This window comes from Polaribacter septentrionalilitoris, from assembly GCF_009832745.1.
Taxonomy (GTDB): Bacteria; Bacteroidota; Bacteroidia; order Flavobacteriales; family Flavobacteriaceae; genus Polaribacter; species Polaribacter septentrionalilitoris.
Map to the genome: position 1 here is coordinate 294,661 of NZ_VRMJ01000041.1, position 19,851 is coordinate 314,511.

The window sequence follows — 19,851 nt, forward strand, 5'->3', positions numbered from 1 at the left end:
AAAAAAGAGCTCAAACAATTGCTCCTATCAGGGCTAAACTTGTTTGCCAACTTTTTAAAATCTTTAAACCTCAGTATTTGTTGGTGAACTTTTAGTGTAAATTAAGACCAATAAAAGAGAAGTAACTAAATAAACTATAGCAATTTCCCATCCCAAAAAAGCTTTAAGAATTAAAGTCTTGATAGCATAAAATAAAGGAAAAGTAACTGTACTCAATCCAAATCGAAACGTATCAACAAATTCAATTTCATCAATTTTTTTAGAGGCTATTTTCCAAATAAGAAATGGAAATATACTATTCAATACTATCAAATAATATAATGGTTTTAAATAGTTGTTATTTTTTGGTTTGTACTCAGGAATATTTTCCTCACAAATCATTGTATTTACAAAATCAACTTTGGTGAAATCTACATTCGCTTTGTTAAGTTTGTTTAAAATATCGTCATAGTTCTCATCATCAGGAATATGAACGCTTAACTTTTTTAACTGAACACTAACTTCATTCTTTAATTTAACTATAGAAATATTTAACTTCTCAGGATTGTAAAAATCATTTGCTAAAATTGGTGTTCCATAATTTATAGCAACTTTAAAAGGATATTGAGAAGCATTTTGATAAGTTAGTCCTACAGGAATAATCGTAATTTTTAAATCATTATATTTCTCAAGAGCACCAAATACTATTCTTGTAAAGCCTTTACTTAAAGGTCTTATGGTTCTTTTTCTATTATGACTTCCTTCAGGGAAAATCATCAAAGTCTCTCCTTTTTTAAAAATATCAAAACAGTTTTCAAAAATTTCTTGGTTTTTTCCTAACTGACTTGCGCCATCACGAATTCTGTAAATAGGCATTAAGTTTAAGGTACTCAAAAATTTTTTCACCAAAGGTCTTTTAAAAACAGCTGCTCTAACCAAATAATGATTTACTCTCGGTAAATGTGTAGTTACCATTAATGGGTCAATTAATCCGTTTGGATGATTTACCATAAATAAGACAGCACCTTTTTTAGGAATATTTTTTTTACCAGAAACCTTTATTTTTTTGGAATAAAAATGAAGACTTGTTTTTAGTAAAACTTTCCATAAATAGTACCAAATTGTTTTCAAAGTAGTATGATTATTGATCTGAATTAGTTTCTAAAACCTTAGCTTCTTTTTTTGCCTTACTTCCCCAGTAGGTTGCTAATGCCATTCCTGAAAACACATCCCAAATTCCCCAAAAAGCAGCTAATAAAGCCATTCCTCCTAAACCTTCAAAGAAACCAAAGATTAATAATAAACCTAAGCCACCATTTTGTATTCCAGTTTCCATGGCAATGGTTTTCATATCTTTTTTGTTTAGTTTAAAAACTTTTGCAGTATAAAACCCTAAGATAAAAGCAAAAATATTATGAAAAATCACCAAAAATAAAACATGATGAATATGATTGACAAACACTTCTAAATTTTGTGAAAAGGCAATAAAAATCAACGCAATAAAAACCAACATAGACAATGGTTTTAAAACTTTTTCAATTTTACCAGCCATTTCAGAATGATAATGTTTGATGAGCATTCCTAAGATTAAAGGAATCCCTAAAATTAAAGAAACCAATTTGAATAAATCAAAAGGATTTAAAGACACTGTTTTTAAGATTTCATTAGTAGGTTCGTATAAACTACCCCAAAACTGTAGGTTAAAAGGTGTCATGAAAATACAAATTAAGGTTGCAAAAGCAGTTAAACTAACAGATAACGCTGCATTTCCTCCAGCCATTTTACTAAAAAAATTAGATACATTTCCTCCAGGACAAGCAGCAATCATCATCATTCCCAATGCAAAACTTGGATGCGGTTTTAGAATCAAAATTGCCACAAAAGTAGCTGCGGGGAGTAAAAAAAACTGAGATAAAACTCCGACAAAAACTATTTTTGGGTTTTTAAACAATCGCTTAAAATCATCAAGGGTAATGCCTAAAGCTACACCAAACATAATAACAGCAATCGCAATATTCAAGACCCATAAACCTTCTGTGTCAAAGTTTATTTTAATGTCATCAATATCTAAATATGGACTAATTTTTAAAAGCATATTCAATAATATTAGCACCCATTTTCAGTGCTTTTTCGCGAACACTTTTTGGATTGTTATGTATTACTTCATCTTCCCAACCATCACTTAAATCGGTTTCATAATCGTAAAAAACGACCAATCTTCCCTCAAAAAACAACCCAAAACCTTGAGCTTGTTTTTTATCATGTTCGTGAATTTTTGGCATTCCGTTTGGAAATTTAAATGTCTGATTGTAAATAGGATGATTTGTAGGTACTTCTTTAAATTCTAAACTAGGAAAAACCTTTTTTAATTCTCTTCTAATGTATTTGTCTAAACCATAATTGTCTGAGATATGTAAAAAACCTCCAGAAATTAAGTAATTTCTTAAGTTGTTAGCTTCGTCATCAGAAAAAAGTATGTTGCCATGACCTGTTAAAAAGAGTATAGGAAAATTGTAAATATCTTCACTATTTACAGCAACAGATTGTGGATTCTTAGAAATATTTGTTTTGATATTTATATTGCTAAATTCAACTAAATTAGGAATTGCAGTAGGGTTTGCATACCAATCTCCACCACCATTGTATTTTAAAATGGCTACTTCTTGAGCGTTAGATTGTAGCAATAGCATACAAAGAAAAAAAGTAAAAATATATTTCATAAAATAAAACGTTCTCGATACAATTTCGATGTAAACGAAATCACTCGAACTGACATTTTGCTAAAGGATAAGCAAGATAGTGATTCTAATTTTGAGAATAAAAAAACGCCATTAAAATTTTAATGACGTTTTTTTTGGAAGACAATTTTCCTTTTTCAAATATTATTATGAGGTTAAAAGATTTTCCCGATGATGATGCCAGCTCTTGGATAAAGTAGATTTACTTTGTCAGAATTTACTAATGTTCTACTTATTCCAAAAGAAATTTCACCAATCCAACCATTTTTTGTTCTGTATTTTTTGCCCACATTAAAACCTATACCAAAACCAGTACCACCTTGTTTTTCTTCCGAAAAAAAATCACCTTCTGTTTTTTTCTGAGAATAAATATTTAGATTAGCTTCTACAAAAAATCCTGTGTTTGGTTTTTCTCCAAAATAAACTCTATAATAGGGTATTAAACTAAAGTTATAAGCATTGTTTTCTTCTTCATTAGATTTATTATCTATGGCAAAACTTAATGATATCCCTAAAGAAGTTTCTGACGTTAATACTCGTTCAAAAATTATTTCTGGATAACCAGCAATTAAATAAGCTACATTTAATTTTAGCTCATTTTTACTTGTAAAACCTTTATAAGATTTTTGTTCTTGGGAGTAAGAATTTATACTTAAAATAAAAGCAAATAATAAAATAAAATGTTTCATTACAAATGTTTTAAAGTTGTTTCCAAAATTATAGTTTGTAAAAAAACAAGAGTCCAGAATTTCTTAGTTTTAGAAAATTCTGGACTCATTTGTAAAATATCGGACTCATTTTAAATGTTAAAATGCCAATATGAAATTGCGTTTATTTTATAAAAGATTTTTGATATTCTGCAGGTGTAAAACCTGTATGCTTTTTAAAGGTGGCATAAAAGGTAGATTTCGAATTGAAACCAGACTCTAAACCAATAGATGTAATTGTGTAGTTTTTATATTCTTCGTGTATTAGTAGTTCTTTTGACAAATCAATTCTGAACTCATTTAAATAATCGTTTAGGTTTTTGCCTGAAAATAATTTAATGGTGTTGGATAATTTATAAGCACTCACATCTACTTCGTTTGCTAAAAATTCTGCGTTTAATTTTGGTTCTATAAATAGTTTTTTTTCTTGAATTAATGCTTCAATTTTATCGAACAATACTTTTTTATCTGCGTCTTTTTCTTCTTCATTGTTCACTGGTTCTTCAGCAAAAGGAGCAAAATTTAATTTTTTACGCAAGTGTTTACGTTCTTTTAAAAGCCTTAGTTGTATGATGGCTTGGTAACCAATCCAATAAATTAAAACAGTTGTTAAAACTCGCAAGGGATAATATGAATAAATAAATTCTTTAAAGTCTAAAGCCACAGTAATTGCCAAAGCAATAATCCAAAAAATATAAGTTAATAAGCCTAATTTAAAGAATGTGTATATCCATTTTAAATTATCAAAAGACAGTATTTTGGTAAATAATTGCTCTTTTTTAGATAAAATATGAAACGAATAAAAAAAGACACTTAAAGAAATAATTAAACTAAATATTTCTTCTATAGAGGTATATTTTTCAAATAAATAAGCAACATCTGCTGTGTTTTTATCACTAAAAAAAGATACAAAACCAATTCTAATACATATGATAATTACAAAAATGGTAAGTATTATTTTCAATAAGTTTTTACTCCGTTTTTGAATTTCTAAATAGTTCATTAAAAACATGTAAAAAAAGGGTGCAATTAAAAAATGCCAAGGAATATGTACATAATCTAAAAAGAAATATTCGATGAAAAAGTTTTTGGCAAGAATCCAAGATTGTATGTTGTTTAAAGAAATGATTAGCACTAATAAGTTGATGAACAACATGCTTTTTTCTTTCCTATTTTTAGAAAATAAGATGATTGTACAAAATAAAAAACCGTGTAAAGCACTTATTAATAAAAAGAGGTTGAAAATTTCTTTAACAGACATTCATTTTTTTAAAGCAAGATAGTAAACGAAATTGAAAGAGGTGAAAAATTATTGCTTTATGAATTGATTTATAATTTATACAATAAACCTATATTAAATCGCATTCCCCAAAAACCTTCACTATTTACAACATATTCAAAATCTTCCAAAGCCCCAAATACACTAGTTTGTAATCTTAAAAATAATTGTTTTTGTTGTATTAATTTATACTCTAAATTTGAAGATAAAGCAATTAAAAACAAGTTATTCTTATCTAAGTTTTTTGTTTGAAGATTGTTTTCATAATAAAACTGGTTTTCTAGTGATTTTAATTTAAAGTAAGAGATTTTTAACCCATACCCTAATTTTAGTTTTTTGTTTTTTAATTGTTTTGTAATGTTTAATTGTAGAAAATAGGTGTTGTAATTTTGGTTGATAAAATCAATCTCCTCAATAGTTTTAGGATAATATTCTCTTAATTTTAATTGTTGACTTTCAAAGCCCATCAATATTTCTGTAGTATTAAAACTACCTAATTTAAATAAATTTAACAAACCAAAACCTAAACTATATCCATGGTTTTTGTTTTCTACATAATCATAACTTGGATTTCCAAATAAACCTTTTAAAAAAGTATATCTTCTATTTCTCCAATTTATATAATTATAAGAACCAAAAAGGGCAATTTTATTACTTAATAAATAACTAATATTAAAATAGGGTTCAGATTTTGAGTTTATTAGTACTTCAAACTTGAAACTACTTTTTTGGGAATTCCCAATTATTATATTGGGTGTTTTTACATATCTTACTTCTTGAGAGTTTATTTTTTTTATGGATGTTACAATTAAAAAAAATAAGAATAGGTATTTTAGAAACTTCATACTTGAGATTTTTAATACATACAAAACTAAATACTTGTTTAAAAACAAGAGTCCAGAATTTCTCAAAATTGAGAAATTCTGGACTCATTTATAAAATTATGAACTAATTTTCCTATTAAGTTTTAAAGATTTAAATTTTAATTAAATAAAAAGCTACGAATTAATAAACGAAACCAAATTAACAGCTATCAAAGCAGCTGTTTCTGTACGTAATCTACTTTCGCCCAAAGAAATTGGAATGCATTTTTTTTCTAGTGCTTTCTCAATTTCATCCATAGAAAAATCGCCTTCTGGACCAATTAAAATGGTGGTTTTTTCAGATAGGTTAATAGCGTCTTTTAAATGATTTTTATCTCTTTGGTCCTCACAATGCGCAATGCAAACTTTTCCATCAAAGTCATGATTGATAAACTCGTTAAATTTTACAGGAGCGTTTAATTTTGGTAAGTTAAATTTTAAAGACTGTTTCATGGCAGATTGAATGATTTTTTCAAATCGTTCTAACTTAACCACTCTACGCTCTGAATTCTGACAAATAATAGGTGTAATTTCATCAATGCCAATTTCTGTAGCTTTTTCTAAAAACCACTCTGTTCTGTCGTTGTTTTTTGTGGGTGCAATTGCAATATGAAGGTAATAATCCCAGGGTTTTGGTTGCTCCTCAGAGTTTATGATTTCTGCCAAACATTTTTTATCATTGGCAATGATAATCTTAGCATCAAACAAAAAACCTTTACCATTGGTAATTTTTAAAATAGCACCTTCTTTTTTTCTTAAAACACGAACAATATGTCTGCTCTCAACTTTATCAAACGTAATTTGTTTGGTTTCTAAAGAAATATCAGGATTGTAAAATAATTGCACTTTAGGTTTAAAATTTAAAGTTGAATAATCAAAGTTAGGTATTTAAAACGATTTTTGAGCATCAAAGTTTCAAAGTAGAGATTTCTCCTATCGTCGAAATGACATTCGTTAGAAAGTTTTGTTTTTTATCGAAATTGTATCAAGAAGTCTTTATTAATTAGTTCTCGATACAAATTTATTCATTCTTCATAAATTCACTCGAACTGACATTCGGTTTTTTTTTTTGGATTTTTGTTAACCACTAACCACTAACCACTAACCACTAACCACTAACCACTAACCACTAACCACTAAATATTCTTTCTGTAAGTTCTACGTCTTTTGTGTGTTATAGGATCAAAGTTTTCCCATATTTTTTTGATGGCTTCATTGTCTTCCAATTCAGGCGTTCTGATACAATTTACAATTCCTTTTGCTTCAAAAGTTTTTTGGTATTGTTCAAAAATAATTGCGTGAACTCCTTTGTTTTGATATTCTGGATGCACACCAATTAAATAAAAAGTAACATCTTTTGAATGTTTTCTGGCTTTTAATAAATGGAATAATCCAAAAGGGAATAACTTTCCTTTCGCTTTTTGTAGCGCTTCAGAAAAAGAAGGCATTACAATGGCAAAGGCAATTAATTTATTGTTTTCATCAACTACAAATTTGATGTATTCTGGATTGATAAACGTAATGTACTTCTGCTTAAAATAAGCAATTTGAGCATCGGAAATAGGAACAAATGTGGAGAGTTTAGAGTAGGTTTTATCAAATACCTCAAACATTTCATCTACATAAGGTAAAATATCTTTTGTTTTGGTAAAATCTAAAGCTTTTAGTTTCAAACGTTTTTTAATAATGTTGCTAATTCTATCAAAATAAACACCATCTACATTTTTAAACTTGAACTTGTTCTCTAAATATTCTTTCTCTTTTACAAAACCTAATTGTTCTAAATGCTCTTTGTAATAGGGATGATTGTACCAAGTTATCATAGTGCCAATATGATCAAAACCATCAATTAAAACACCAGTTTTGTCTAAGTTATTAAAGCCTACAGGTCCTTCAATGTATTCGAGATTATTTTCAAGTCCAATATCTTTGACCTTGTTCAGCAACACTTTGGTTACTTCAATATCATCAATCACATCAAACCAACCAAAACGCATTTTCTTGATTTGCTGTTTTTCTACCTCATACCAATTAATAATACCTATAATTCTTCCAACAATTTTATGATTGCGAATTGCAACAAAAAAATGAGCATCAGCATTTTTAAAAACCGGATTTATTTTTGGGTCAAAATTGTCAATTTCATCTTTAATAATAGGAGGTACCCAATATTTATTATCCTTGTATAATGAGAAAGGAAAGCGTACAAAATCTTTCATTTCTTTTCTTGAAGTGACTTTTTTTACTGTAATCATAAATGATAGAAATTAGTTTCTTTTTCTTCTAGGTCTTTTTCTAGATCTTTTTCTCTTATCTTTTTTCTTAAAAATACTAAAAATACGAGAGAAGAAACCACCTTTTTGTTTTTTATTATATCTAGTTATTGGAGTATCTTTAATTGCTTTTCCTTTACTATCTAAATCAACATAGGTATCTTTATGTTTGTCAATTCTATACGAAAGTCCTAATCCTCCATAAAAACCTTGAGCTCTTCCTTCGGTAATAAACCTTGCTGAGGTGTTAATTTGTAAATCTTCTGTAAATAAATACGCTAAACCTGTACCTAAATTGTTATTGGTTTGATGTTTTTGATATACACCTTGATTTTCAAAAAAAGCAGACCATCTGTCACTAAAATTTTGAGTAGCAGTTATGATATAAGAAAACTCTTCAAAACCTGTTCCTGCTTTATCGTAATAAAAATTAGTGATAACATTTAAATCTCTGGTTAAATTATTTTGCAAAAGAATTCCAATTTTAGGAGACATGTTTCCAGTTTTATGAATTTCGTTTACAAAATCTGTGTTTAAGCCTAAGTATAAAGCAACAGAAGGTATTAATCTTTTAAAATCAAAAGCATTTCTTTTTTTCCAACTTCTAACTTCTTTAGATTTATCTGTGTATTCTTGTTGATACACTAAATACTTTGCACCAAGGGTAAATTGGCTAAACCCAGAAGAGAAGTAATGAGAGGTAAAAATGTTTTTAAACGCTATTTTGTCTCTCTGATAGGTTAAATGTGCATTAATTTCTAACTTTTCGAGAAAAAAACTGGTCCTAAATAAAAAATCTGTTCCAAAAGATTGCGGCCTGGAAAATGTTGGTTCTATGGATGTGTTTCTTAGAAAAAAATTACTTTCAAATTGATACACTCCAGTACCAACACTATAAGGACTCTCAGAAAAACCAGGTTTATTAGAGTTAATTACTTCTGTGTATTGAGCGTTAATTGAAGAGATTACAAATAAAAAAATAACAAGAAGAAGTTTTTGAAAAATATGCTTCATAAAATTAGAAAACGTTTTTTAGTAGTACCTATCAATTATCACAAACATACTTTAAAAAAGCTGTTTTTTAAAAGCAAAATATACTTTTTTGAGTTTATGAAAGTTTTATAGATTCTAAACGCTTCAATTGTGTTCAAATTGTTATTTTTGATTGATTTTTTATAAACAAAAGAGTTAATGGGTTTACTAAAAACGATATTTTTTATACTGCTATTTTACTATGCTTTTAAATTTTTAGCAAGATTATTTGCACCTTTTTTAATGAAAAAAGCTGCAGAAACCATCCAAAAGAAAGCGCAACAACAATATGGTGGTCAACAAAAACAAAAAGAAACTGTTAGAGAAGGAGAAACAGTTATTGATAAAAAACCTAGAAATCATCAACAAGGTAAAGATTCTGTTGGCGAATATGTTGATTTTGAGGAAATAGATTAAATATGAAATTAAAAAAGTTATTACCATATGGTATTGCAATTGCAATTTTTGCGTTGGCTTCTGTAATATATTTTCATCCTGTTTTAAAAGGACAACAATTAAATCAGTCTGACATCACCCAATTTAAAGGAATGGTGAAAGAAATTAATGATTTTAGAGCGGAAAATAATAAGGAGCCTTATTGGACTGGTGCTTCTTTTAGCGGAATGCCAACCTATCAAATAAGTGCTTACTATCCTAACGACTTTGTAAGAACTTTAGATAAAACATTACGATTCTTACCAAGACCAGCTGATTATACTTTTTTATATTTTTTAAGTTTTTTTGTATTGATGATGGCACTAAAAGTAGAATGGAGGTTAGCAACTTTAGGTGCTCTGGCCTTTGGTTTTTCTACATATTTAATCATCATTTTTATTCCAGGACATAATGCAAAAGCCCATGCAATAGCATACATGCCACTAGTTTTAGCTGGTGTTTTGTGGGTTTTTCAAAGAAAATATGTGCTAGGTTTTATTGTTACAGGTTTGTCAATGGCTTTAGAGATTTATACCAATCATCCACAAATGACCTATTACCTTGGTTTTTGTTTATTGATTTTAGGAATTGTAGAACTCATCAATGCAATTAAGGAAAAAGTATTGCCAAGATTTATAAAACAAGCAGCTGTAATTATAGCTGCAGTAGTTTTAGGAATTGGAGCAAATGCACCTCGTTTATTAGCAATGAAAGAATATGCTGACAATAGCACAAGAGGAAAATCAGCATTAACGATTAGCCCAGATGGAACAAAAAAAACAGCCACTAAAGGTCTAGATAAAGCATATATTACTGAGTATAGTTACGCAAAATTAGAAACCTTTAACCTATTTGTACCTCGTTTTATGGGAGGTGGAACTGTTGAAAAATTAGGAGAAAACTCTAATTTCTACCAAACGATTGAAGAAAAAGCGGGTAAAAAAGTTGCCAAAGATTATTCTGAACAAGTATTAACGTATTGGGGTGATCAAACCATTATTGAAGCTCCTGCGTATATCGGAGCAGTTGTTTTCTTTTTATTTTTCTTAGGGATTTTCTTAGTAAAAGGAAGGTTAAAACAATGGTTAGTTGCAGCTACGGTATTTTCAATTTTAATGAGTTGGGGTCGTAATTTTGAGTTTTTAACTAATTTCTTTATTGATTATTTTCCTTTATACAATAAATTTAGAGCGGTTTCTTCCATTCAAGTTATCGCTGAATTGTGTGTACCAATTTTAGCAATTTTAGGATTAAAAGAATTCTTTTCAAATACAATTTCATCAGAAAATAAAAAAGAGGCATTAAAAAAAGCAGTGTATGTATTTGGTGGATTAATTGTTATTGGCTTTTTATTAGCACACGGTTTCTCAACTTTTGAGGGTATAAGAGATGGACAATACAATCAGATTCCAGGATTAAAAGATGCAGTCATTGCAGATCGAAAAGCAATGTTGTTTGCAGATACTGTTCGTTCTTTAGTGTTATTGTTACTTTCTGCTGGTGTGTTATGGATGTTGCTAAAAAACAAATTAAAACAAGTTTATGCAATTTTAGCCATTGCTGTTTTTGTATTGTTTGATTTAATTTCAGTGAATAAAAACTATGTGAGTAAAGACGATTTTAAATCGTCAAGAAAAGTTAAAAAACCATTTGTGGCTTCTGCTGCTGATAAATTGATACTACAAGATAAAGAACATTTTAGAGTAGGTAATTTTACGGTAAACCCTATAAATGATGGAAGTACATCTTATTTTCACCAATCTATTGGAGGATATCATGCCGCAAAATTAGGACGTTATCAAGAACTCTTTGAGCATCAAATTGCAAAGAATAACATGCAAGTGTTAAACATGCTAAACACAAAGTATTTTATTGTTCCTGATGATAAAGGAAATCCTCAAGCTCAGTTAAATCAGAACGCAAACGGGAATGCATGGTTTGTAGAAAATGTTAAAGTTGTACATTCTGCTAATGATGAAATAAAAGCACTAGATTCTTTGAATACCAAAACTAATGCAGTTGTGGATAAAAGTAAAATTGATAGTAAAATTCAATTTAATATTCAAAAAGACTCAACTGCAACAATTCAATTAACCAAATACGATGTTACCACATTAACATATCAATCTAAAACTCAAAAAGATCAGTTTGCAGTATTTTCTGAAATTTATTATGAAAATGGTTGGAATGCTTATGTTGATGGGAAATTAACTCCACATTTTCGAGTAAATTATGTGTTGAGAGGAATGATTGTTCCTGCAGGTGAGCATACGATTGAATTTAAGTTTGAGCCAAAGGTAATTCAACAAGGAAAAGTAATTTCTTTATCTTCTTATGGCTTATTGATTTTAATTGGTTTAGGTTGGTTTTTCTTCGATAAGAAGCAAATAAAACAAGAAGAACCTGATGCTTAAACCAACAATAATTTCTCTATTGAAAGCACAAAAATGAAAATAGGAATGATACTAGATGCTCCTTTTCCACCTGATCCAAGGGTAGAAAATGAAGCAGTTTCTTTAGTGAATTCAGGACATGAAGTTTTCCTTTTTTGTTTACAATATTCTAACGAGAAAAAGAGCGAAAAACTTAAAGGAATCAAAGTTAAAAGATTTACATCTAATACGTTTGAGTACAAATTATCTGCTTTAGCCTATACAATTCCTATGTATACTTGGTTGATGCAAAAAAAAATACATCAATTCATTAATTCTACAGAAGTTGAGGTTTTACATATCCATGATATCAAGATTGCTGAAGCTGTTTTTAGAGCGAATCAAAAATTTAAATTACCAGTTGTTTTAGATTTACATGATAATCTTCCTGAGGTGATGAAATTGTATCCTCATCTTCAAAAATTTCCGGGAAAGTATATCATTTCACCAAAAAAATGGAAAACAAAAGAAGAGGAATTCATAAAAAAAGCGAATAAAGTTATTACAGTCTCTCCAGAATTTATAGAATCAATTAAAGAAAGAATTCCGACATCTGAAAAGAAATTGGTTTTGGTTCCGAATACAATTCGACAATCATTTTACAAAAATTATACAATTGAGAATTCAATCTTAAAAAGGTATACAAATCAATTTGTGCTTTTGTATTTAGGAGATACACATCTAAGAAGAGGTTTGCAGACCGCAATTGCTGCAGTTAAAGTTTTAAAGGATGAAATACCAAATATAAAATTAGTTATCGTAGGTAAAAACACGACAGATACAATTTTAAAACAGCAAGTTCAAGAGTTAAATATAGAGCAGTTTGTAGATTTTGAAGGTTGGCAAAATGTTTCTTTATTTCAATCGTATATTTTATCGAGCGCAATTTGTATTTCTCCTTTACATCGAAATTTACAACATGACGTAGCTTATGCCAATAAAATTTTTCAATATATGAGTTTTTCCAAACCACTTTTGGTGAGTGATGCAACTGCTCAAAAGAAATTGGTAACAAAGCACAAAACAGGTTTGGTTCATTTAGATAGAGATGTGAAAGATTTTGTAGCGAAAACCTTACAACTGTATCATGATAATAATTTAAGAGAAGAACTTGGTGTAAACGGAAAACAATTTATAGAAAATGAATTTTCTTGGGAACAAACTTCAAAAAAACTCCTACATTTATACGATAATCTATCTTCTTGAAAGTATTAATTATTACATATTATTGGCCACCAGCAGGAGGCTCTGGAGTTCAGCGTTGGCTGAAGTTTGTCAAGTATTTAAGACAATTTGACATTGATCCAATTATTTATACTGTAGAAAATCCGAATTACCCCAAAGAAGATAATTCTTTGTCATATGAGGTTCCTAAAGATATTCAAGTTTTAAAACAACCCATTTGGGAACCAACAGATTTGCTGTTCTGGAAGAAAAAAAAATCTAGTAAAACTGGAGTATCAAATATCAATAAGGGAGGTTTGCTATCATTTATTAGAGGTAATTTTTTTATTCCAGATCCTAAAATATTTTGGGTAAAATCATCTGTAAAATTTTTAAATGATTACATAAGGAATCATAAGATTGATACCGTAATTTCTACAGGACCACCACATAGTATGCATTTAATTGCTCAAAAATTACATCAAAAAAATGATGTAAAATGGATTGCAGATTTTAGAGATCCATGGTCTGATTTGTATTATGCAAATGATTTTAATCAACTTAGTTTTGCCAAAAAGAAAAATCAAAAATTAGAAAAATTTGTTTTACAAAATGCAGATTGCATCCTTACAGTTAGCAAAACTTTAAAAAATGATTTTTCAAAAAATGCAAGTAGAGTAGAGGTAATTACTAATGGTTTTGATGAAGAAGTTTTGCAAACTAAAGAGATAAATTTAGATAAAAAATTCTCGATTTCTTATATCGGTTTGTTGCCAAAACAAAGTAATCCAAAGGCTTTATTTTCTGTGTTACAAGAAATTTGTGAAGAGAATAATGAGTTTAAAAATGATTTGCAGCTTAATTTTATAGGTGATATTTCTGATGAAGTAAAAGCAGAAATTAATTTGAATTCATTAGAGAATAATACCAAATTTGTTGGGTATGTCTCGCATCAAAAAGCAATTGAATATCAAAAAAAAGCACAAGTATTATTATTATTGATTCCTAATGTAAAAAAATCAGAAGGGATTTTAACAGGTAAATTATTCGAATATTTAACGGCTCAAAGGCCAATTTTGGCTGTTGGACCATCCAAAGGAGATTTATCAGAAATTTTAAAAGAGACTAATGCAGGAAATGTTATCGATTTTGAAGATAAAGAAATGTTAAAGTCAGAAATTCTGGCGCTATATCAACAATATAAAAAAGATAGTTTAGTTGTTACCTCTAAGAATATTTACAAATATCATCGTAAAGAATTGACAAAACAATTGGCTTCAATAATTAAAAGTTTACATTCGTAAAATGGGAATTGTACTAAAACAGTCTTTTAGAAATACAGTCATTATTTATGGTGCTTTTTTAATTGGAGGTATCAATACCATTGTATTTTACCCAAGAATTTTAGAATCAGAATTTTACGGGATGGTTACTTTTTTGTTATCAGCTTCTAACTTAATAATGCCATTAACTGCATTCGGAATTCAATACACCATCGTTAAGTTTTTTTCATCTTATAAAACTAAAGAAGAAAAAGATAAGTTTTTATCCTCAGTTATTTTTCTACCACTTTTTATAGCATTGCCTCTTGGTTTTCTTTGGGATCATGCGCACGATTGGATTATGAGTAGAGTTACAGAAGAGAATCAAATTATAGAAGATTATACCTTTTCTATTTATTTGATAGCCATTGCTTGTGCGTATTTTGAGTTGTTTTATTCTTGGACAAAAGTTCAGTTACAAACTGTTTTTGGCAATGTCTTAAAAGAACTGTGGAATCGGGTTTTTGTGATGATTTTATTACTGGCAGTATTTTTCGGATTTATAACAAAACCAGAGTTTATCTTATACTTAACAGGAGCTTATTTATTAAGAGTTCTAGTAATGATGAGCTATGCATTTTACATGTATTTGCCTAAGTTCTATTTTAAATTACCAGAGAATTACATAGAAATTTTTAAATACTCATTATACATTATTTTAGCAGGAAGTGCAGGAGCTATTTTATTAGATATTGATAAAATTATGATTCCAGGAAAAGACACAATTGAGAAAGCTGCCTATTATTCTGTAGCGGTTTTTATAGGGTCTTTTATTGAAGCGCCAAGTAGAGCAATGACTCAAATTTTACAACCTTTAACCTCAAAATCTTTAAATGATTTTAATAATAAAGAAGTAGAAAACCTCTATAAAAAGAGTTCTATTAATTTATTTTTAGTTGGAGGTTTGTTCTTTTTATTAGTGAATTGTGGTGTTAGTGAGTTGTTTAAAATAATGCCTGATAAAGGATACGCTGGAGGAGAATGGGTGGTTTTAATGATTTCTGCAGCTAAACTATACACGATGTTTTTAGGAAGTAATGGAGCAATAATTAGCAATTCTAAATTCTATAAAATTACATTGCCTTTAGCAGTTGGAATGTCTTTATCTGTTTACCTTTTAAACAAACTGTTCTATTTTAATTTAAACTTTGGTACAGATGGGTTGGCTTTAGCAACATTGATTACAATTCTGTCTTTTAATACTGTAAAACTGTGGTTTGTGCATCATAAATTTAAAATAACTCCTTTTACCCCAAAATCATTAAAAATGTTTTTTGTTTTATTGGTTTTGTTCTTGAGTTTTTATTTTTGGGATTTTAATTTACCAAGTATTGAAATTGCCAAGTTTTCGATAACACCCATATTAAATATTGTTTTAAAAAGTTGTATTATACTTGTCTTGTATGTTTATTTGGTGTTGAAATTAAAAATCTCAAATGAATTTGATGTGCTTTTAAAACGATTTTATAAATAACAATCTATAAAATCAGTTAGCATATGAAAAAGCAAAGCGAAACATAATATTCTTGTTTTTTTAAAGAACAATCCTATAAAATAAATCGCGATTGCAATGTAAGAATGCAATGGGTGAAAATTAATACTACATCTATTTTTATCAAAAATTGGGTTTGCCAATAAATGATCTAAATCTACTAACATCGAGAGTAAAAAAATTAAATAAACGGTTTTCCACTGCTTTCTAAAGAATAGAAAAGCGATAAAAAAAGGGACTACAAAATGAAGTCCATAATGTATAAAAAACTTAAAATTCATAAAATAAAAAAGGCTTATTAAAAAATAAGCCTTTATTAAAATTGTTAGATTAACAATAAATTGGGGGAAATAATATGAATTCAAAAATACAACTTTATCTTTATTATCGTATTAACATATGTTAATAGGTTTGATTATTTTGAATAAATTTCTTTACGTATTCTGCTCAACTGAACAGGAGTAATATTTAGGTAAGAAGCAATGTGATATTGTGGTATTAAGTGCTCAATATCAGGTATTTGTTTTTTTAGCTTTAAATATCGTTCTGTAGCGTTTAATACAGAAAGGTCATAGATTTTAGACTCTAGCGTAAGAAATATGTATTCTAAGATAGTAGAATATAAGTTAGAGATCGCTTTATCTTCTTTAGTAAGTTTCTTAAATTTATTGAAATTGATTGAATACACTTTACATTCTGTTAAACAATCATAAGATAATCTAGAGGGTTTATTTAGTATTAAAGCACCTAATGCACCTGTTGTTTTAACTGGAATGAATAGGTTTCTAATATATTCTTTTCCTTTTTCATCAGTGAAAAACGAACGAATAACTCCTGATTTTAAAACATAAACATCACTAGGAATCTCTCCTAATTTGGCAATAGAGTCCCCTTTTTTAAATTCCTTGTAGCTTATTATAGTTAATAACTTCTCAATAGATACATCAGGAGTTTTTTCAATGCTATTAATAAAATCAGTTAAAAATTTCATGTTTAAAATGAGACATTAATCATTAATGTTTATCTGACTTAAAGTTAGTGTTTTTTTATTAAAGGTAGCTAATCGTATTAGGTCCTTCCATAAAAAGAAGATCTAAAATGGATAAATTTGGAAGAAATCCATGTTTGTCATCAAACATTTGAATGTATTTGCCTACCAATTTCTCAGGTTGATTTTTAACAGAAGCTAAATCTCTATAATCATTGTTTACTTCTAGATGATATTCTTTGGTTTTTGAATAGTCTTGATTGATCTGAAGTGCATCAGTAACAAACAAAAAAGTATCAATATTTACATCTTGTAAATACTTGTATTTTTTTGTAAATATTGGTAGTAAATCGTCTTCATAAAACTCATAAAAAGGAGATGTTCTGTATGCGGTTTGTAAAGATTTTAAATGATGATCTTGCCAAGAAACATTGTTTTCAACCAACATATCTTTGGTTTTTTTTCTAGAAGAAACTTCTTTACTGCCATCTTTTACAGGAATGTTAAGCAATTGTTTTCCGTTAGAATTAAAAATATAACATCTATTTCTATAGCTCTGTTTCTGAAAATTATCTTCCATTTCAAAAACAATAGCATCCGATTTTACAATCTCAGAATATTGTGAAATAGGAGAGAAGTACGTAGGAATAAATACAGACAAGATTTTATTTTTTTGCTTGTTTTTTCTTTCCTTTAAAGAAACTATAACCAATGTAGATTGCTATCAAAGCAAATACTAAATAACGATAAGAAACAGGTTCTCCATCTCCATGAACAGTGGTAAACATTCTGTCCCAACGAATTGATTTTAGTTTAGCGCCAAAAGAAGGTGCATTAGCATCCCAACTAAACCATACCATTACAGGTTTTCCAAGAACATGATCAAAAGGAACATAACCCCAGTAACGAGCATCTAAAGAATTGTGTCTGTTGTCTCCTATTAAATAAAAATAATCTTGTTTAAATGTGTAAGAATCTACTTTTTCTCCGTTAATGAAAATGTTTTCACCTACAACCTGCAAATCATTATTCTCATAATTTTTGATAATCTGCTCATAAAAAGGCAATGATTTAGAGTCTAATTTTACAGTTGTTCCAGCTTCTGGAATGTAGATAGGTCCAAAGTTATCTTGACTCCAACCTAGCTCTTTAACATGAGGAAAAATAGCATTATCAGCATCATGATTAATTTTGGTCACAGAGGATGTTAATGGGGATTTTTGTAAGCGAATAACTTCTTCTGCTGTTAAATTAATATTTATTTTATTAGAAACTGATTGCATTTTTAATCGTCTTGCAAAATCAGGATTTACCCCTCCAGCAACTTCTGTATATAAAGAATCAGCACCAATTTTTGTCAAACTTCCATTTTCTTTAATAGCTTCTTGAACTTTAGGATTTGTCCAGTATTCGGTTAAGATTTTATAAACAAAAGTACGTTCTTTATCAATTAAAAATTTGGGATATGTACTTTGACTAATTGGTTTTTTGGCCTCGTACGTATAATAAAATTGTAATTTAGCTCTGTCTGGTAAAATGTTTTTCTTACCGTTGATGTAGAAATATCCATCTCTCATTTCTAAAGAATCCCCAGCGATACCAACACAACGTTTTACATAGTTGGTTTTCTTGTCAACAGGTTTGTAGGTAAATTTTCCAGAAGTATCTCCCCACATTGTTGCCAATGTATCTGCAGGCCAATTGAAACAAACAATATCGTTGTTTTTTATTTTTTGTAAACCAGGAAGTCTAGTATATGGTAATTGAGGTTTTTTTAAGTAAGAAGCACTACCAGTAAAAGGTAAAGAATCATGTACCATTGGTGCAGCAATTACTGTTGATGGAACTCTAGCTCCATAATGAAATTTACTCACAAATAAATAATCACCAACCAATAAAGATTTTTCTAAAGATGATGTTGGTATGGTAAAAGGTTGCATAAAGTAAGTATGCACTAAAGTTGCAGCAATAATTGCAAATGCAATAGAACTTACCCATTCACCAAGTTCAGATTGAGGTTTTAAACTTCTATCAGTATTGTAGTCAGGATTTGTAGCATAATTGATATAATAAATATACAGACCTAAAGTAAGAATTACCAAGGCAGAATCAATTTTACTTTTAAATCCAAAACTTCTAATGGTTTCAATCCAAATAACAGGAAACATCAACAAGTTTACTATTGGTATAAAAAGTAGAATAATCCACCATTTTGGACGCTTTATAATGTTCATTAAAACAACTCCGTTATAAATAGGAATTGCAGCTTCCCAGGCTTTTCTACCTGCTTTTATGTATAGTTTCCAAGTTCCTAAAAAGTGAATTACTTGAATTGCTAAAAAGAAAATAAACCATTCTGTAAATGTCATAATTGTATACTTTGAACTCTCTAAAGAGAATATTTTTAATTTTATTAGGCGAGAAAAAACCTATTTGTTACAGCTTTTAACGGATGTTTAACACATCTTTCATAGAGAAAACTCCTTCCTTACCAATAATCCATTCTGCTGCAACTACAGCACCTAAAGCAAAGCCTTTTCTATTGTGTGCTGTGTGTTTAATTTCTATAGAATCTACTTCAGAATCATACCAAACAGTGTGAGTTCCAGGAACATCAGGTATTCTTTTTGCTACAATGGGTATTTCTTCGTTAGACGCTTTATCACCCAATTTCCAGGTTTCTTTAACAGTGTTTTCAATAATACCTTCTGCAAGTGTAATTGCTGTTCCGCTTGGAGCATCTAACTTTTTTGTATGATGAATTTCTTCCATAGAAATATTGTAATCTTCTAGGTTGCTCATCATTTTTGCCAATTGTTTGTTGAGTTCAAAAAAGATGTTAACTCCTAAGCTATAGTTAGAAGCATATATAAAAGCACCTTTATTTTCTTTACAAGTAGTAACAGCAGCATCATATTTATCTAACCAACCTGTAGTGCCTGAAATAACAGGAACATTATTCTTTAAACAGTTTGTAATGTTATCAAAAGCAGATGAGGGAACACTAAAATCAATAGCAACATCAGCTAATGTTATATCAATTTCATCATCTACATCTTTTCGAATTACAATTTCATGTCCTCGTGATAAAGCTATTTTTTCAATCTCTTTACCCATTCTTCCATAGCCTAATAATGCAATTTTCAT

General features: G+C 28.9%; 19 protein-coding genes. 5 read left to right on the plus strand and 14 right to left on the minus strand.

Features of this window, described 5'->3' with window-relative positions:
* Window positions 1–63 precede the first annotated feature (63 nt).
* The 9 genes from FP421_RS11510 to FP421_RS11550 all read right to left on the minus strand — a co-directional run bounded on the left by FP421_RS11510 (window position 64) and on the right by FP421_RS11550 (window position 8,853).
* Window positions 64–1,110, minus strand: coding sequence for a lysophospholipid acyltransferase family protein (locus FP421_RS11510; protein WP_159950769.1), 1,047 nt, complete (start codon window positions 1,108–1,110; stop codon window positions 64–66).
* 10 nt (window positions 1,111–1,120) lie between these two features.
* Window positions 1,121–2,074, minus strand: a complete 954-nt coding sequence (locus FP421_RS11515; RefSeq protein WP_159950771.1) for a bile acid:sodium symporter family protein — start codon at window positions 2,072–2,074, stop codon at window positions 1,121–1,123.
* Window positions 2,058–2,699: a DUF4159 domain-containing protein gene (locus tag FP421_RS11520; protein WP_159950773.1), complete on the minus strand. Its 642-nt coding sequence runs from the start codon at window positions 2,697–2,699 to the stop codon at window positions 2,058–2,060. The genes FP421_RS11515 and FP421_RS11520 overlap by 17 nt, the downstream gene beginning before the upstream one ends.
* A 173-nt stretch (window positions 2,700–2,872) precedes the next feature.
* Window positions 2,873–3,406 (minus strand): DUF3575 domain-containing protein, encoded by a 534-nt coding sequence (locus tag FP421_RS11525; RefSeq protein ID WP_159950775.1) that lies wholly within the window; start codon window positions 3,404–3,406, stop codon window positions 2,873–2,875.
* A 142-nt stretch (window positions 3,407–3,548) separates the two neighbouring features.
* Window positions 3,549–4,685, minus strand: coding sequence for a helix-turn-helix domain-containing protein (locus tag FP421_RS11530; RefSeq protein WP_159950777.1), 1,137 nt, complete (start codon window positions 4,683–4,685; stop codon window positions 3,549–3,551).
* Between the two features lie 68 nt (window positions 4,686–4,753).
* Complete coding sequence (locus FP421_RS11535) at window positions 4,754–5,548, minus strand: hypothetical protein (protein ID WP_159950779.1); 795 nt, start codon at window positions 5,546–5,548, stop codon at window positions 4,754–4,756.
* 153 nt (window positions 5,549–5,701) lie between these two features.
* Window positions 5,702–6,412 (minus strand): 16S rRNA (uracil(1498)-N(3))-methyltransferase, encoded by a 711-nt coding sequence (locus FP421_RS11540; RefSeq protein WP_159950781.1) that lies wholly within the window; start codon window positions 6,410–6,412, stop codon window positions 5,702–5,704.
* 290 nt (window positions 6,413–6,702) lie between these two features.
* Window positions 6,703–7,821, minus strand: a complete 1,119-nt coding sequence (locus FP421_RS11545; protein WP_159950783.1) for a GTP cyclohydrolase — start codon at window positions 7,819–7,821, stop codon at window positions 6,703–6,705.
* Window positions 7,822–7,833: 12 nt separating this feature from the next.
* Window positions 7,834–8,853, minus strand: a complete 1,020-nt coding sequence (locus tag FP421_RS11550; protein ID WP_159950785.1) for a transporter — start codon at window positions 8,851–8,853, stop codon at window positions 7,834–7,836.
* Between the two features lie 177 nt (window positions 8,854–9,030).
* Here FP421_RS11550 and FP421_RS11555 point away from each other — a divergent pair, with 177 nt between their 5' ends.
* From FP421_RS11555 to FP421_RS11575, 5 genes are read left to right on the plus strand one after another with little or no spacing between them, the layout of a single operon-like run.
* Window positions 9,031–9,288, plus strand: coding sequence for a DUF4834 family protein (locus FP421_RS11555; RefSeq protein WP_159950787.1), 258 nt, complete (start codon window positions 9,031–9,033; stop codon window positions 9,286–9,288).
* Window positions 9,289–9,290: 2 nt separating this feature from the next.
* On the plus strand, window positions 9,291–11,720 hold the full coding sequence (locus FP421_RS11560) for a YfhO family protein (RefSeq protein ID WP_159950789.1): 2,430 nt from the start codon (window positions 9,291–9,293) through the stop codon (window positions 11,718–11,720).
* A 33-nt stretch (window positions 11,721–11,753) separates the two neighbouring features.
* Window positions 11,754–12,944, plus strand: coding sequence for a glycosyltransferase family 4 protein (locus tag FP421_RS11565; protein ID WP_159950791.1), 1,191 nt, complete (start codon window positions 11,754–11,756; stop codon window positions 12,942–12,944).
* Window positions 12,941–14,206: a glycosyltransferase family 4 protein gene (locus FP421_RS11570; protein WP_159950793.1), complete on the plus strand. Its 1,266-nt coding sequence runs from the start codon at window positions 12,941–12,943 to the stop codon at window positions 14,204–14,206. Before FP421_RS11565 ends, FP421_RS11570 begins: the two co-directional genes overlap by 4 nt.
* A gap of 1 nt (window position 14,207) precedes the next feature.
* Window positions 14,208–15,698, plus strand: a complete 1,491-nt coding sequence (locus FP421_RS11575) for a lipopolysaccharide biosynthesis protein (RefSeq protein WP_159950795.1) — start codon at window positions 14,208–14,210, stop codon at window positions 15,696–15,698.
* Here FP421_RS11575 and FP421_RS15230 read toward each other — a convergent pair.
* The 5 genes from FP421_RS15230 to dapB form a co-directional block, all read right to left on the minus strand.
* Entirely contained in the window at window positions 15,689–15,997 is a 309-nt protein-coding gene (locus FP421_RS15230; protein ID WP_236548102.1) for a DUF6122 family protein, read from the minus strand. The two genes, FP421_RS11575 and FP421_RS15230, sit on opposite strands and share 10 nt — an antisense overlap.
* Window positions 15,998–16,131: 134 nt before the next feature.
* Window positions 16,132–16,707, minus strand: a complete 576-nt coding sequence (locus FP421_RS11580) for a Crp/Fnr family transcriptional regulator (RefSeq protein ID WP_159950797.1) — start codon at window positions 16,705–16,707, stop codon at window positions 16,132–16,134.
* 58 nt (window positions 16,708–16,765) lie between these two features.
* Window positions 16,766–17,365, minus strand: a complete 600-nt coding sequence (locus tag FP421_RS11585) for a WbqC family protein (protein WP_159950799.1) — start codon at window positions 17,363–17,365, stop codon at window positions 16,766–16,768.
* A gap of 4 nt (window positions 17,366–17,369) precedes the next feature.
* The gene (lepB, locus tag FP421_RS11590; protein ID WP_159950801.1) at window positions 17,370–19,073 is read right to left on the minus strand and encodes a signal peptidase I; all 1,704 of its coding nucleotides are present in this window, start codon (window positions 19,071–19,073) and stop codon (window positions 17,370–17,372) included.
* Between the two features lie 76 nt (window positions 19,074–19,149).
* Window positions 19,150–19,851: a 4-hydroxy-tetrahydrodipicolinate reductase gene (gene dapB / locus FP421_RS11595; protein ID WP_159950803.1), complete on the minus strand. Its 702-nt coding sequence runs from the start codon at window positions 19,849–19,851 to the stop codon at window positions 19,150–19,152.